This window comes from Armatimonadota bacterium, from assembly GCA_016223145.1.
GTDB lineage: Bacteria > Armatimonadota > Fimbriimonadia > Fimbriimonadales > Fimbriimonadaceae > Nitrosymbiomonas.
The window spans coordinates 188,989-203,702 of sequence record JACRPN010000014.1 but is presented as its reverse complement, the minus strand read 5'-3'; the positions used below and the strand labels follow the sequence as shown (position 1 = coordinate 203,702).

Below are 14,714 nucleotides of genomic sequence, written 5' to 3'. Positions count from 1 at the left end.
AGCACCTGCACTTGCCGGCTAGTTGGATCGAAATACGCTGGTCTTCGGAACACCCGCCGCCACTTCGACAAAGGCGCTGGCCGGGCAGACGAGGTAGATGTGCTCGCCGATCTCTTCCCAGTTTGCGTCCTGGGCAAACGAGACGCCGGACATAAAGTCCACGATCTTCTGGCGCAGGGAGGGCTCGGTGAGCGTCAGGTTCAGAATCTGCTGCTCGCCGCGCTTTAGGCCGTTCGCTGCGGCATAGGCGTCATCAAAGGACACGAGCTCGCGCCTGACGGTCACATGATAACGATAGGATGAACGAAGCGTGTAGGTCTGGGACTTGCCGCCCGCCTCTTCTACGTCCATATCCTCATCCTCGGCGCGCGAAAACACCGATGCGATTCGAGAGAAAAATCCAGGCTTGTCCTGGAGCTCTAGCTCTTCCATGAGTCCTCCAATGATTCTGTTTTCATCTTGAAAGGGCGTCCTGCCCTTCCTCGCTCGCCGCCCATCCATAGGCAATTCGAGCTTCCCCACCTTTCGAGACGGCCGAAATCGCCCTTTCGATGCGAGGTGATTCCGATTCTGTAGAAATACCGGGTGCATTGTCAAGTGCCGACGGGATTCTCGCCGAAATCCGGAATGATTTTGGGTATGGTCCCGAAACCGAAGGGGGGATCGATGGCGGAAGCAACTCAACCAAACGAAGGGCAGGGTGGACACCTCGTTCGCCAGATCGGGTTCTGGAGCGGCGTGGCCGTCGTCGTGGGGAGCACGATCGGTTCGGGCATCTTCAAGAACCCCGCCGACATCGCCGCCAAGCTGCCGGGCCCGCTGCCAATGCTCATGGTCTGGCTCGTAGGCGGCCTGGTCGTACTCTGTGGGGCGCTGACGCTCGCAGAGGTTGGAGGGGCTTTTCCCTACTCGGGGGGCCACTACGTGTTCATCCGTGAGGCGTTCGGCAGGATGCCGGCGTTCCTATTTGGCTGGGCGCAGCTTCTCCTCATCCGGCCCTCTTCGATCGGGGCCGTAGCCATCGTCTTTGGCCAATACGCCCTTCGCATGTTCGGCGTAAAGCCCGAAGACCCCAATTTCACGGCTTGGTCCGCCTATCTGGCGGCCGGCGCCATCCTGATTGTGGGCACCGCGAACTACCGGGGGGTCAAGTTCGGGACGGGCATCCAGAACCTGACCACTGTGCTCAAGGTAGGCGGCATCATCGTGCTGGTGCTGCTGGCGTTCGCGATCGGGCTGCCGAAGACGGGCGGCCATTTCTCGCCGCTTGCGCCCGGTGGGAGCTTCGACATCTCGATGTTTGGGCTGGCGCTGGTCTCCGCGCTGTGGGCTTACGACGGTTGGAGCGACGGTGCTTATGTCGGCGGCGAACTGGTGGACCCGAAGAAGAACCTCCCGCGGGTGATCGTGATGGGCACGGCGATCATCATTGCCGTGTATCTGCTGGCGAACCTGGCTTACCTCTCGGTGCTTTCGGTCGCCGACATGAGCAAGAGCTCGATCATCGCCGCCGACACGATGAGCGTGCTGGTGGGGAGCTTCGGCGTCACCTTCATCACCGCAACCGTCATGTTCTCGACCTTCGGCACGGTGAACGGCTCGATGCTCACCTCGCCGCGCATCTTCTTCGCCATGGCGGAGGACAAGCTGTTCTTTGAACCCGTGGCGCGGGTCCACCCCAGGTTCCAGACGCCCTATGTATCGGTCGCGATCTGCGGCGGTTTGGGCACCTTCTATGTCGTTGTGGCTTCCCTCTTCACGGGATCGCAGGCCTTCAGCACGCTCACCGATGCGTTCGTGATTGCGATTGTGCCCTTCTATGCGCTCGCGGTCGGGTCTGTTTTCGTGTTTCGGAGACGTGAGCGCAAGCGCCAAGGCTCGGTTACAAACGGAGATGCGGCCCTCCCCGATTCGCTAGCCGATCCGCCTTCGCCAGGACACTTGGAAACCCATCCGCACCCCTACAATCCGCCGGTCCACACGCCGCTGTACCCGGTGGTGCCAGGCGTCTTCATCGCGTCGACAGTGTTCCTTTTGACGAACTCGATGCTCGATTCGAGTTCGCGAACGGCGACGCTGCTGACGTTGGGCCTGGTGCTTGCCGGCGCGCCCGTGTACTACGGGACGATTGGGCGGCGGTAGGGCGACTTTGAATGAAGGGATGATGAGATGAGGAGAGCCCCTCCCTTGGTTTTGACGATGTCGAAACTGAGGGAGGGGTTGGGGTGGGAGACTCCGGAGGATGATGGGATCAAGGGATGAGGTGAAGCGGGACGGAACCTCGACCATTCAACCGCCAACCCATTACGCCATTCGGCCCTTCTGTTCCCCATCCCCTCATCTCTTCATCTCATCATCCCTTCATCCCTTCATTCCATGATCGCCTCACAACCCTCGCCACCCTCACCACTCTCACCCCCCTCACCCACCCTGTCCCTGCGCCGACGTCTCCACAACGACTAAAATAGCCAGCATGCGCTATCAGGCGCCGCGAGGCACCGAAGACGTTCTCCCAAGCCAGGTCGAAAACTGGCTCCGTCTGGAACGCGTCTTCCGGGGAGTCTGCCGACTCTACGGCTACGAGGAGATCCGGACACCGACGTTTGAAGACACCGACCTCTTCGTCCGCAGCTCGGGAGACACCAGCGAGGTCGTCTCGAAGCAGATGTACAGCTTCGTCGACAAGGGCGGACGCAACGTCACCCTGAAACCCGAGGGCACTGCGCCCGCGATCCGCGCGCTCATCGAGCACAACCTCTGCCAGCCCGGCGGAACCTGCCGTCTCAGCTACATCACCCCCGTCTTCCGCTACGAGAGGCCGCAAAAGGGCCGGCTCCGCGAACCGCACCAGGTGGGCCTCGAACTCGTGGGCAGCGCCAGCGCCGAGGCCGACGCAGAGGTGATCGAGACCACGGTCCGGTTCTATGAGGCGCTCGGAATCGAAGGGATTCGGGTCCGCCTGAACAGCATCGGGAGGAACGAGTGCCGTACCGCCTATCGCGAGGCCCTGCTCGCATTCGCTAGGCCCCTGCTCGTCGACATGCCCGACGAATTTCGCGAAAAGGCGGAGCGCAACCCTCTGAGGCTGCTGGACTCCAAGGACCCCAAGCTCGCCGAGGCCTTGAAGCAAGCCCCCAGCATCCTCGACTTCTTGGAGCCCGATTCCAAGGTCCGGCTCGACACGCTCCAGATGCTCCTGAATGAGGCGGGCATCGCCTTCGACCTGGACCCGAACATCGTTCGCGGGCTGGACTATTACACCGAGACGGTCTTTGAGATTCACTCGGACCTGTTGGGGGCGCAGTCCACTCTCTGCGGCGGCGGAAGGTACGACAATCTGATCAAGGAGTTGGGCGGACCCGATCTACCTGCCGTCGGCGTCGGCATCGGGATTGAGCGGGCGCTGATCGTCCTTGAGAACCGTCCCGAGCCTGCGTATTCGCCGTGTGTCTTTGTCGTTGCCCTGGGCGAAGACGCGAGGATCGCGGCTCGCGGCATTCTTCGCACGCTGAGGGGCCAAGGCGTAACCTGCACAACCGACCTGGAGGGCCGCAGCCTCAAGTCCCAGCTCAACCAGGCCAACAAGTCGGGCGCGCGCTGGGCCGTGATCCTGGGTGAGGACGAGCTCAAGAGTGGGGCCGCTGCCTTGCGCTTGATGGCGGATGGGACGCAGCAAAGCGTGGCCATGGGCTCTCTTGGGTCGTTCGATTGGGGAAGCAACCCATGAGTTGGCGCGCGGCCTGGACCCTTGTTGGAAGCGTATTCGGGGCGGCAGGGCTCGCTCAGACCCCCGAGGTTCTCGTGCGTCTGGACCTGAACCTCTCGTTCAGCTCCGGGCCGGGGACAGACACGCTGTTTCGTGCCTACGACCTGAAAGGCAGGGCCAGTACCGTCGGGCTGCACTTTTCGCTCGAACCGGGCTTTCTCGCCGTCGTGAGCCAGAGATTCCAAAAGGTGCCCACCAGCGCAGATCAGAACCAACTCGACGAGAGCTACGTCGAGGACCCCGGTTATTGGCGCGCCGGCAAGCAGTTTGTTCCGTTTGGGGTTGGGCGAATCTTGGTGGAGTCCGTTTCTGCGGGCAGGATCGAGCGCTTCGTCGGCGGCGATCAAGTTCCGGCAACGCTTGCGCTGTGCCAGGACCTGAAGGGGCTCGCCAGGGGGTTCGTGGGCAGGCTAGGCGGCAAGTTCGCGATCAGCTTCGCGTTCGGTGAGAACTTCGGCGTGTCGGCGACCTCGCTCGCCAACGTGCGCAAGCTCGACGAGGCGCCTGGCAAGGGCATGGGCTGGGGACGCGTTTATGGCGCGGATTTCACGTCCAGACGCGACCATTGGACCGCCAGCGTCGAGGTCGCGCGCTTCGATCGGGGGGCCACGTCCGCGGTACGTCCAGAGACCGTGTCGGACGTCGAGTTTCGGCTAAGCCCGATCAAGGACAAGTCCCTGACGTTCGGCTGGGGGAGGCTTTGGGAGAAGGGCGTGAACGTGTTTCGCCTGGAAGCCCATCTGCCCGTGGCGTCGGGGCTTTGGTTGGATCCGATCGTTCGGATGAGGGACGGCAAGTTCATGGACGCGGCGTTTCAGATCGGGGTGAAACTCTAGGAGCCTAAGGATGAGCTTAAGACAGTTGTTCACCCACCCCATCGCGTTCATCGCCGAGGGCGCGGTCCTGCTCGGGATCGTCCTGGGGCGTTTTGAGCTGAGCGTGCTGGGGCTGCTCGGATGGATCGGGTTCGCGGCATTTCAGTCCATGAAAGCAACGCAGGCGCGCCAGCAGGGAGACCCGACTCATAGCCTCAGCAACGACGCGCGATCGCGGATTGGACCGATTCGAAGGCTGGTCGCGGAGATCGAGAGACTGGTCGCGGGCGGAGCCGGCAACACAGCGCTCCAGGTGATCGGCGCCGAGGCGATCAAGGAAGCTCGGTCAATGCTCGCAAAGGCAGCGGCCTTGGCCGCGGCCCGCGACGATCTGGAGCGCGCCGTCGCACAAGTGTCGCCTTCGACAGAGGAGGGTGCGCGGGCCCTCGAGACCGCGAACAAGGGCATCGCCGACATCGACCGTGCCCTTTCGCAAATGGAGGCGGGACTTGCGGACCTTCGTGGGCGCTTTGCGCTCTCCATCGCTCAAACTGTAGGAGCGGCTCAGGACCAGCAGAGCCTGGAAGAGACGCTCGCCAGGCTCAAGGCGCTCGGATCGAGTCTCGACGAAGCCGAATCGTTTTTGAGAGAGGGCCAACGATGAACGAAGCGAAGCGCGCCTACAATATCATTCGCGGCTATGTGGGCCGGGAATGGGACCGGATCAAGGAGTTCGAGCGGTCCTTGGCGGAGAACGAACTGGATGAAGCGATGCGCGAACCTGTGAAGTCGGAGGGTAGTGAGGACGCCGTGGCCCGGGCCACGGCGGATTTGGAGCGCCAGGTGGACCGCACGGGGATCGCGCGCAAGATGATCGGCGTCGCCGAGGATGCGGACTTCAAGACGATCCGGAAGAAATTCGAGGAGCTGAAGGAGCGCAGCGATCCGGCGAAGTTCCCGGCAGGATCGAAAGAACAGACCCAGGCGGAGCAGATCCAAAAGCGGGCGTATTGGGCGTACAACGTGCTGACCGAGCATTTCGACGCGACAGAAAAACGGTTCCGGACGCTTGAAATCGAGTAGTTCTCGCTCAGAAAGACCGGTTCGCTCGTGGAGAGCCAGGCGTAGATTCCAGTCCTCCGTCCCACCGTCCCTTTGTCCCTTTGTCCCTTGGTCCCTGCGTCCCCCTGTCCCTTCGTCCCTTTGTCCCTTTGTCCCTTGGTCCCTGTGTCCCCCTGTCCCTTCGTCCCTTTGTCCCTTGGTCCCTGCGTCCCCCTCGTCCCTCTGTCCCCCTTAAGCGCTCAGGCCGGACAGGATAATCTGTGCTCTACGTCGAAGCACCCTCTACCTATGCTTGCGATGGCTGCCTATTGCGTCCTCGGGATACCGACTATGGCCAACCAGACCCCCACCCCATCACCCAGCGAGATGATCCCCGTTCTTGCGCGTTACCAGGCCGACGTCGGGAGCCTCACCAGGTTCTACAACGTCCCGAACTCACCAACGCGGTCCGAGCGCTTCCGAAAGCTCTATGCCGGATGGCAGAAGACGCTCGATGGCATGGACTTCGGCAAGCTCAGCCGCGACGGCAAAGTGGATTGGGTGCTGTTCCGTCGCTTGCTCGAAAAAAACGTTCGGGACCTCGACACCCAAGCCAAGCAGTTCAAAGAAGCCGAGCCCCTGCTTCCCTTCGCCCAGGACATCATCGAACTCTCCGAGTCCCGCCAGCGCATGGAGAAGCTGGACCCTGCAAAAGCCGCCGCCCGGCTGAACGCCATGCGCAGGGCCCTGGAGGGCGCCCAAAAGGAGATCGAAACCAAGCACCAGAAATCCCCCTACAAGCGCACCACCGCCAATCGGGCCGCCGACCTGGCCCTTTCTTTCAAGCAGACCCTCGCGGGCTGGTACAGGTTTTACAACGGCTATCTGCCCGAGTTCGACTGGTGGGTGGATGAGCCCTACAAGGCGTTCGACACCGCGCTCCAGAGCTATTCCAACTTCCTCAAGGAGAAGATCGTCGGAATCAAGGCAGACGACAAGACCACGATCATCGGCAACCCGATCGGGTCCGACGCGCTCAAGATCGAATTCGAGTCGGAACTTATTCCCTACACCGCAGAAGAGCTGCTTGAGGTTGCTAACAATGAGTTCGCCTGGTGCGATGCGGAAATGCTGAAAGCCTCGCAGGACATGGGCTTTGGCGAGGACTGGAAGAAGGCCCTCGAAAAGGTCAAGCAAGACTACGTCGAGCCTGGGAAGCAGCCTGAGCTGATTCGCGAACTGGCGCTTGAGGCGATCGAATTCGTCGAGAAGCGGGACCTTCTCACGGTGCCCGACCTGGCCAAGGAGACCTGGCGCATGGATATGATGTCCGCCGAAGCTCAACTGCGAAACCCGTTCTTCCTGGGTGGCGAAGTCATCCAAGTCAGTTACCCGACGGACGGAATGTCGCACGAGGCCAAGATGATGAGCATGCGGGGCAACAACCGCCATTTCGCGCGGGCGACGGTTCAGCACGAGCTGATCCCCGGCCATCACATGCAAGGCTTCATGACCGACCGCTACCAGCCCCAGCGCGAGATGTTTTCCACGCCGTTCTGGATCGAGGGCTGGGCGCTGTATTGGGAGATGCTGCTTTGGGACAAGGGATTCCCGAAGACCCCGGAAAACCGCGTTGGGATGCTGTTTTGGCGCATGCACCGCTGCGCCAGAATCATCTTCTCGCTCAGCTTCCACCTGGAAAAGTGGACCCCCGACCAGTGCGTGAAGTTCCTGATAGATCGTGTGGGATTCGAGCCCGACAACGCGAGCGCAGAGGTCCGACGCTCGTTCATGGGAGGCTATGGGCCGCTGTACCAGTGTGCGTACATGCTAGGAGGGCTCCAGTTCCGGGCGCTGCATAGGCAGCTGGTGGATAGCAAGAAGATGACGGACCGGCAGTTCCACGACACAATCCTGCAGTCGGGCGCAATGCCTGTGGCGATGCTGCGCGCGATCCTCACCAACGCCGACGTCAAGCGGGACTTCAATCCAGGCTGGCGCTTCTACGACGAAAAGTGAGCCGGGGCGTTCAGCGCGCTCGGACTTCATAATGGACCCATGACGTGCTCCAAGGCCCTCGCCGACCTTGTGCAGGCCATAGCGGCCGACCGCGACCCGTCGTCCGCGCTCGAATCGCTTGCCAAGAGCACCTTGGAGCTCACGCAGAGCCGCAACGTCATGCTCGCCGTCCTAAACGACGAGCTGGCTCTCATGGAGCTGCTTTATGGAGCTGGCCCCGAGTGGCAGCCGATCTCGGAGCTCGGCGTCAAGGTGGACATCAACGAGCGAGACGGGATTGTGGCCACCGTCGCCGCGACGGGCGAGCCGTACCTCTCCGGAGACGTCCAGAAAGACCAGCGCTATCGCAAGCTGTTCGACTCCACCGAGAGCGAGATCGCCTTCCCCATCCGGGACCGCCACGGGCGAATCGTGGCCGTTCTGAACGCCGAATCGGACAAGAGAGAGGCCTATACCGACCTGCACTTTGAGACCTGCCGAGTCATGGCGGGGCTCGCGGCGATGATTCTGGACCGCGCCGAGCAAGAGCAGATGGAAGAGGCCCTGATGCTGGTGGGCAACGCTCTGGACTCGGCGCTCTCCGAATCGGAATTGGTCTCCCGCGTCATGAAGGTGGCGAAAGAAGTGCTGCGCTTCCAGGCCTGCAGCATCTTTATCTGGGATTCGGCGACCTCGTCCTACGTTCTCAGGGCCTCAGTGGGCAGCCTTGAAGGCATGGTGGGAGAGATCAGCTACCTCCCCGGCGAGGGCTGCACGGGATGGGCTTGCGAGACCGGCCAGCCCGTCCTGCTGAACCACCCGAGCGAGAACCCGCGGTGGCGCGGCAAGTACGTCGAGTTCGCCAGCGACCAGATCGCCAGCTTCCTCGCCGTGCCGGTGGTGGGCCGGTCCAGGACGCTCGGCGTGATCCGGGTGCTCCGCAAAAAGAGCCAAAACGAATATCTGGACAACCGCTTCACAGAGACCGATCTCGCCGTGCTCCACGCGATCTCGGAGCAAGTGGCGACCGGCCTCGAGTCGATCCGGGCTATGAACCGTTTGGTGCACTCCGAGCGCATGGTGGCCTGGGGCGAGCTGAGCGCCAAAAGCTCCCACATGATCGGCAACCGTGTGTTCGCACTTCGAGGCGACGTGAACGAGTTGGGGCATCTGTTGAACCAGAACAGCCCCAACCCTGAAGAGCTCAAAGAGGTTCAAACGAGCCTCGTGACCAACGTGGACCGGCTGACGGAGATTCTTCAGGACTTCAGGGACTTTGTCTCCGCGACCCAGCTCACGAAGACCGCCTCAGACCTGAACCGCCTCGTCGCGGAGACCGCCAACGAGGTGTTCCCCAAGCGCGGCCCAATCCGCCTCAAGATGAACCTCGATGAGGGTCTTCCCATGGCCGAGGCCGACCCGGTCCGCCTGAGGAGGGCCGTTTCCGAACTCATCGAGAACGCACTCAACTGGATCGACGAGGGCGAGCTGCGCATCGAGACGGGTCAAGCGACGGAGGGCGAACTCGTGGCGGGCAAGTTGCCGAGGCACAGGCCTTTTCTCAAAATCGCGGTCGAAGACGACGGACCAGGCGTTGCGCAGGACCAGAAGGAGGCCATCTTCGAGCCCTTCCGCAGCGGGCGCGTGAAAGGAATGGGTTTGGGGCTCTCCATCGTCAAAGGCATCGCCCAGGCGCACGGGGGCACCGCCATCGAATGCGGAGAAGAAGGAGTTGGCGCGCGGTTCGTGATCCTGCTGCCCTCGCAGATTCGTCACAATACCGAGAGATGAACAGCCCGGCACCGCTCCTCGGCTTCTTGCTGCTGCTCCAGGGGTCACCCCAGAGCGGCCCGGCGCTCTTTCAAGACGCGCAGCTTGGACTTTCTTTTGAATACCCGAGAGCGTGGAAACTCACGCAGAAGAAGACCGACGCCAAGTTCGTGATCCCGTCGGCAGATGGCTCCGAGTCGATACTGGAGATCCACCGTGCGGGGTACATCGGCCCGGAGGACAACTGGGAACTGACCCAGCTGCAAATCGCCAATTCCCAGCGCTTGGAGGTGGTCCGGCAGTGGCGCGAAGTGATTCTCGGCGTGCCCTTGCTGCTCACCAAGACCGAAGGCGCCGTTGGCGGCTCCACCAAGACGATCCTGCAGGGGCTGGTTTTCAGCCAGACCGAACAAAAGATGCTCTTCCGGCTGGTGTGCCCTCAGGCCAGCTTTGAAGAGGTTGAGTTCGCGGTGCGCGGCGCCTTTGAGAGCCTGAGGACCCTGGACGGCTCGCTGCCCAAACCGGAGGACCCAAACCGGATTCCCGAACCCCCCGGAAAGGGCAAGCCGAAGCCCGCGATTGCCAAGCCCCCTCCCATCGTGGAAGTGGGCAAGGGCAAAGCTCAAATCGAAGTCAAGGGTTCGGTCAAAGCCACCCTTCGCGCCGCCGGAAAGGACGTGACCTTGAGGCTGCCGGAGGGCTCGAAGGTTGAGGGGGCCGAAGCCAACGCCATCACCGTCTCCTTTCCCGGGCTTCCAGGGACGTTCCGTGTCACCGCCGCCTCGACCCTGGACTCGGTCGCACCGGGCAGGGCCCTGCTGAAAGCCTCCGTCGCCTCGCTCTCCAGCTTCGAAAAGTCGAACGAACGCGAAGAGACAACCCCGAAGAAGAACCTCGCGGGGGCGTATGAAGCCCACACCTGGAGAACCGGACAAGGTAAGGAAGGCGCGATCGCGAGCTTCGAATCGGCCGGCGCTTCGGGCGACCTCTACTTTGTGCTCACCTGGATCGGCCCGCCGGGCGAGGGCGGCGCGAACAAGGCGACTCTGGTCAAGATCGTGGCGGTCATGTGTCTGGAGCCAACCCCTTGACCGCGGTGTTCAGCACGTCCAGCCCGCTGGCCAGTGTGGCCCTTTTCTCTGATACAGGCGCACTCTTGGCGACTCATTCTGAGCTTGCTGGGCGCAACGCGGGGGCCGTGATCCTGAGCGGCCTGATGGAATTGCTCGAAGGCTTGGACAAGTCGGCACCAGACATCGAGCTGTTCGTGGCTGACGTTGGACCGGGCAGCTTTACCGGCGTTCGCGTGGGCGTCATCCTCGCCAAGACGCTCGCCTACGCCCAAGGCAAGACTTGCGGCGGCGTTTCCAGCTTCGATCTGATCTCACCCTGCAAGACCGTAGCCATAGGCGCCAAAAAGGGCTCGTACTTCGTGCGCCATCCCGGACAGCCGGCACTTTCGCATCAAGACGAATGGCCCAAAGGCGCCTTTGGTTATGCCGCCGACCGGAACGAGGCCAACTATCCCCTCGCAGAACACGCAGGGCCATTGCTGGGCCAGGTAATGCCGCTCACCCCGTTTGAGCTGCTCCCGGAATACATCGCCGAGCCGAACATCTCGCTGCCCAAGCGCCCCTACGGCCAGGGCGTGGCCCACCCATGAAAACGGCGGATGTCTTCCCTTTCCCGACCCTCGCGAGCGAGCCGCTCAAGCCCTTTACGACGCTGCGAGCGGGAGGTCCCGCGGAGCGCCTGACGGTCTGCCGGACGATTAACGATTGCGCCGCGGTGGCCCTGCATTGCCAGAAGTCCGGGATAAACGCCGTTTGGCTCGGCATGGGGAGCAACGTTCTTCCGAGCGACACAGGCGTGCCGGGGCTTGTGGCGATTCAGGCTGCAAGGCACATCGAGGTCAAGGCCGATGGAACCGTGCTGGCTTCTGCGGGAGCGGCGCTGCAAGAGGTCTTCCTCAAGACGGCTCAACGTGGCCTGAAAGGCTTGCAGTTCGCCGTGGGCATACCGGGGACCGTCGGCGGGGCGCTCGTAAGCAACGCGGGCGCCTACCGCAGCAACATCAGCGACCATCTGAAGGCGATCGAGATCGTGTTTGAGGGGGAGCGCCGGTGGGTGGAGCCGTCGTTCCTGCAATTTGCCTATCGAGACTCCATCTTGAGACGCCCCAACGCGCCGTCCATCGTGCTTCTCGCCGCAAGGTTCGAGCTGTCCAAGGGCAACCCCAAAGCGATCTATGATGAGGCTCGTGACTACCAGCGCCAGCGAATCTCCAAGCAGCCGCCTCAGGCCAGCGCCGGGAGCTTCTTCAAGAATGTCAACGACAACGAACTTGCCGGCAGGCTCGAAGGGCTGCCCGAACAGCTCCGCAGGGCCGGCGTCGTGCCCAGCGGCTACCTGATCGAGGCCGTGGGGCTGAAGGGATACCGGCTCGGCGGGGCCGTCCTCGGCCCAAAGCACGCGAACTTCATCGTCAACGTCGGCGACGCATCGGCCACCGAGATCCGCCACTTGGCGGAACACGCCAAAGCCAAGGTCCTCGAACGGTTTGGGGTCTTGCTTGAGGAAGAGGTGCTGTATCTGGGCGACTGGTCGCAATTCGGGGCGTCTCAGTGACCCCCTTGGCGAGCCTTGACGGCGCGCTGTTTCACTGGATCAACCATTGGCCCGAGGCGCTGGCGCCGTGGTTTCGGTTTCTCAGCGAGGGCAACAAGGAGCCGGTGGTCCGAGCTCTGCTGGCCTGCGTCGTCGTGCTCTTCATCGTCAAGGGGGGGCGGTGGCGGGCGGCGGCGATTCTTGCCGTGCTGGCTTGGCTGATCTCCAATGAGACCTGCGACCTGCTGAAAGAGGGCCTTCGCATGCCGAGGCCGTGTGCCGATCCCGTTGAGCCAGACCTCATCCTTCGCGTTAAGCGGCTCACCAGCTTTGGCACCGCTTCTGCCCATTCAGCCAGCATGGCAGCCGTGGCATCGGTCTTTACGGCTCTGCTTGGCCGGTGGGGCTGGCCCTGGATCGCGCTAGCGTTTGGGGTGGGCCTGAGCCGGGCTTATGTGGGCGTCCACTATCCGAGCCAGATACTCCTGGGTTGGGCTGTGGGGGCGGCGTTTGGATTGTTGGCGGTTTGGGTCTATCGAAGGTGGATAGCCCCTCCCTTGGCTTTGCAGAGCGAAACTGAGGGAGGGGCTGGGGTGGGAGACACTGGAGCAACCGTCCACCAGCCGATGACCTAAGAAAGTGCGGGTGATGGAAGATGTCCACGGACTTCTCGCAAAGGTACAAAAGCCCAAAGGCACTCGCTCTACGCGCCCCCCTCACCCGGTTCACTTCGTTCACCGACCTCTCCCCAGGGGGCGAGGTGGCCATCTGGGTCCGCTATCGCCCTTCGCGCCTCGCCCTTCGCCCATCATCCGGCAGGAGCCAGAGCCCTCCCGGTCGAACCCATAGCGCATGCCCTCCCCAAAGGACGTCTCTCGCAAGCAGTTTCTGGTTGGATTGCTTTCGGCTGCTGCAGCGACTGGAATGGCCGGCAAAGTGCCGCCTGAGCTTCTGGCATGGGAGGGAATCCTGCCTATGGCTGACCCACAAGGCGGCAGCCAAATCCCGCTGCCCGACCTCACGCTCGAAGACCTCAAGGGCGCTCAGAAGGTCGGCGATTTCACCTTTACCGATGAGCAGTTGCAGGGCATCCTGAACGCCGTACGATCTCTTGCCCGCGGTGTGCGCGCAGCGCACGGCCTACCTATCACCTACGAGGTTGAGCCGCCCGTGAAGTTCATCCCGGTCGGCATGGCTCCGAACCGGGGCAAAGCCGTTTTTCGACCCACGCCCGTTCGAAACCCCAAGAGGCCGTCGCGAGCGGAGGACCTGGCCTTCCTCTCGGTCCGGGAGCTCGGAGCCTTGCTTCGCGCAAGGCATGTGACCTCCCTGGAGCTCACCCAGCTCTACCTGCAGAGGCTCAAGACCTATGGCGACAAGCTCTTGTGCGTGGTGACGTTGCTCGAGGACAAGGCCCTCGCCGCAGCTAAACAGGCCGATCGGGAATCGTCCCAGGGCAAATGGCGCGGACCTCTCCACGGCATTCCGTGCGGAGTCAAGGACCTCTTCGCGACCAAGGGCGACCCGACGACCTGGGGCTCGGAGCCTCATCGAAAGCAGGTGTTCAGCTATGACGCCGCGCTGGTTGAGCGTTTGCAGGCTGCCGGCGCTGTGATCGTCGCCAAGCTGAGCATGGGCGCATTGGCCCAAGGCGACGTCTGGTTCGCCGGCAGGACGAAGAACCCGTGGAACCCTGCCCAAGGATCCAGTGGCTCTTCTGCGGGCTCAGCATGCGCGACCGCCGCGGGCCTCGTGGCCTTCACAATCGGGACCGAGACCCTCGGCTCGATCGTCTCCCCCAGCCACCAGTGTCGCGTCACGGGCCTGAGGCCCACGTACGGCAGGGTGAGCCGTCGTGGCGCAATGGCCGTGTCGTGGACCATGGACAAGATAGGGCCGATCTGCCGGACCGCGGAGGATTGCGCGCTTGTGTTCGCGGCCATTCACGGCGCGGATCCGGCAGATGGAAGTTCGGTTGACAAGCCGTTCTCCTGGAACCCTACTCTCGACATGAAGCGCCTGAAAGTCGGATTTGTGATCGGTCCAAACGATGACCCCAATGACGCGTCGTTGATCGAGAAAAGCGATCACCTCAAACTCCTATCCAGCCTCGGTGTCCGGCTCCGGCCCGTACGCTTCGACCCCGTCCCTGACGGAGTTAATGTGATCCTTGGAGTCGAGGCCGCGGCCGCCTTCGACGACTTTGCTCGGAGCCCCGATATCGAACTTCTGAAGAACAGCGCCTGGCCCAGCACCTACAAAAGCAACCGGTTCGTGTCCGGGGTCGACTACCTGCGAGCCATGCGGGGCCGTACGCTGCACATGAAGCGCTTTGAAGAGCAACTGGAAGACTTGGACCTCTTCGTTGCTTCGGGGACGGGCGGAACGACGCTGTTCACGACGAACCTCACCGGTCATCCGCAGGTCTTGGTGCCATACGGCTTGGATGACCAGGGCAGACAGAGGAGCATCTCACTGGTCGGCCGCCTGCACGACGAGGGAACGATTCTCGCGGTGGCCAATCGAATCCAACATGCGAAGGGGTTTCACCTCCTTCGTCCGGACCTGAGCAAACTGTAGGGACGAAGGGACGATGGAACACCGGGCCAAAGGGGCGCTCCCACGTGGGGCAGACTCTCAGTCTGCCTTTCCGGGTCTTGGATGGGGGAGGCGGTTCTGCCCCCTCCTCCGGTTCGCAGTAGCGGGCGCGGAAGACC

The 14,714-nt window shown here is 62.5% G+C and carries 13 protein-coding genes; 12 read left to right on the top strand and 1 reads right to left on the bottom strand.

What is annotated here, in order from left to right; translation table 11 throughout:
* Window positions 1-18: 18 nt before the first annotated feature.
* On the bottom strand, window positions 19-432 hold the full coding sequence (locus HZC36_13465) for a cell division protein SepF (protein MBI5707986.1): 414 nt from the start codon (window positions 430-432) through the stop codon (window positions 19-21).
* Window positions 433-666: 234 nt separating this feature from the next.
* Here HZC36_13465 and HZC36_13460 point away from each other — a divergent pair, with 234 nt between their 5' ends.
* The 12 genes from HZC36_13460 (at window position 667) to HZC36_13405 (ending at window position 14,577) form a co-directional block, all read left to right on the top strand.
* Window positions 667-2,142, top strand: a complete 1,476-nt coding sequence (locus HZC36_13460) for an amino acid permease (protein ID MBI5707985.1) — start codon at window positions 667-669, stop codon at window positions 2,140-2,142.
* A gap of 331 nt (window positions 2,143-2,473) precedes the next feature.
* Window positions 2,474-3,727, top strand: coding sequence for a histidine--tRNA ligase (locus tag HZC36_13455; GenBank protein ID MBI5707984.1), 1,254 nt, complete (start codon window positions 2,474-2,476; stop codon window positions 3,725-3,727).
* Entirely contained in the window at window positions 3,724-4,602 is an 879-nt protein-coding gene (locus HZC36_13450) for a hypothetical protein (GenBank protein MBI5707983.1), read from the top strand. The genes HZC36_13455 and HZC36_13450 overlap by 4 nt, the downstream gene beginning before the upstream one ends.
* Before the next feature lie 10 nt (window positions 4,603-4,612).
* Window positions 4,613-5,245 carry a hypothetical protein gene (locus HZC36_13445; GenBank protein ID MBI5707982.1) on the top strand — a complete coding sequence of 211 codons (633 nt, stop codon included), beginning with the start codon at window positions 4,613-4,615 and terminating at the stop codon, window positions 5,243-5,245.
* On the top strand, window positions 5,242-5,664 hold the full coding sequence (locus HZC36_13440; GenBank protein ID MBI5707981.1) for a hypothetical protein: 423 nt from the start codon (window positions 5,242-5,244) through the stop codon (window positions 5,662-5,664). The genes HZC36_13445 and HZC36_13440 overlap by 4 nt, the downstream gene beginning before the upstream one ends.
* A gap of 267 nt (window positions 5,665-5,931) precedes the next feature.
* The gene (locus HZC36_13435; GenBank protein MBI5707980.1) at window positions 5,932-7,641 is read left to right on the top strand and encodes a DUF885 family protein; all 1,710 of its coding nucleotides are present in this window, start codon (window positions 5,932-5,934) and stop codon (window positions 7,639-7,641) included.
* A 39-nt stretch (window positions 7,642-7,680) separates the two neighbouring features.
* Window positions 7,681-9,411, top strand: coding sequence for a GAF domain-containing protein (locus tag HZC36_13430; GenBank protein MBI5707979.1), 1,731 nt, complete (start codon window positions 7,681-7,683; stop codon window positions 9,409-9,411).
* Window positions 9,408-10,481 carry a hypothetical protein gene (locus tag HZC36_13425; GenBank protein MBI5707978.1) on the top strand — a complete coding sequence of 358 codons (1,074 nt, stop codon included), beginning with the start codon at window positions 9,408-9,410 and terminating at the stop codon, window positions 10,479-10,481. The genes HZC36_13430 and HZC36_13425 overlap by 4 nt, the downstream gene beginning before the upstream one ends.
* Complete coding sequence (gene tsaB / locus HZC36_13420) at window positions 10,478-11,053, top strand: tRNA (adenosine(37)-N6)-threonylcarbamoyltransferase complex dimerization subunit type 1 TsaB (GenBank protein ID MBI5707977.1); 576 nt, start codon at window positions 10,478-10,480, stop codon at window positions 11,051-11,053. Before HZC36_13425 ends, tsaB begins: the two co-directional genes overlap by 4 nt.
* Entirely contained in the window at window positions 11,050-12,018 is a 969-nt protein-coding gene (gene murB / locus HZC36_13415) for a UDP-N-acetylmuramate dehydrogenase (GenBank protein MBI5707976.1), read from the top strand. The genes tsaB and murB overlap by 4 nt, the downstream gene beginning before the upstream one ends.
* Window positions 12,015-12,632: a phosphatase PAP2 family protein gene (locus HZC36_13410; protein MBI5707975.1), complete on the top strand. Its 618-nt coding sequence runs from the start codon at window positions 12,015-12,017 to the stop codon at window positions 12,630-12,632. Before murB ends, HZC36_13410 begins: the two co-directional genes overlap by 4 nt.
* A gap of 217 nt (window positions 12,633-12,849) precedes the next feature.
* Window positions 12,850-14,577 (top strand): amidase, encoded by a 1,728-nt coding sequence (locus tag HZC36_13405; protein MBI5707974.1) that lies wholly within the window; start codon window positions 12,850-12,852, stop codon window positions 14,575-14,577.
* The last annotated feature ends 137 nt before the right edge of the window (window positions 14,578-14,714 follow it).

Excerpts from the sequence above, each read along its gene's own strand:
- HZC36_13465 (MBI5707986.1), bottom strand. The coding sequence starts at position 432 with ATGGAAGAGCTAGAGCTCCAGGACAAGCCTGGATTTTTCTCTCGAATC.
- HZC36_13460 (MBI5707985.1), top strand. The coding sequence starts at position 667 with ATGGCGGAAGCAACTCAACCAAACGAAGGGCAGGGTGGACACCTCGTT.
- HZC36_13455 (MBI5707984.1), top strand. The coding sequence starts at position 2,474 with ATGCGCTATCAGGCGCCGCGAGGCACCGAAGACGTTCTCCCAAGCCAG.
- HZC36_13450 (MBI5707983.1), top strand. The coding sequence starts at position 3,724 with ATGAGTTGGCGCGCGGCCTGGACCCTTGTTGGAAGCGTATTCGGGGCG.
- HZC36_13445 (MBI5707982.1), top strand. The coding sequence starts at position 4,613 with ATGAGCTTAAGACAGTTGTTCACCCACCCCATCGCGTTCATCGCCGAG.
- HZC36_13440 (MBI5707981.1), top strand. The coding sequence starts at position 5,242 with ATGAACGAAGCGAAGCGCGCCTACAATATCATTCGCGGCTATGTGGGC.
- HZC36_13435 (MBI5707980.1), top strand. The coding sequence starts at position 5,932 with ATGCTTGCGATGGCTGCCTATTGCGTCCTCGGGATACCGACTATGGCC.
- HZC36_13430 (MBI5707979.1), top strand. The coding sequence starts at position 7,681 with ATGACGTGCTCCAAGGCCCTCGCCGACCTTGTGCAGGCCATAGCGGCC.
- HZC36_13425 (MBI5707978.1), top strand. The coding sequence starts at position 9,408 with ATGAACAGCCCGGCACCGCTCCTCGGCTTCTTGCTGCTGCTCCAGGGG.
- murB (MBI5707976.1), top strand. The coding sequence starts at position 11,050 with ATGAAAACGGCGGATGTCTTCCCTTTCCCGACCCTCGCGAGCGAGCCG.
- HZC36_13405 (MBI5707974.1), top strand. The coding sequence starts at position 12,850 with ATGCCCTCCCCAAAGGACGTCTCTCGCAAGCAGTTTCTGGTTGGATTG.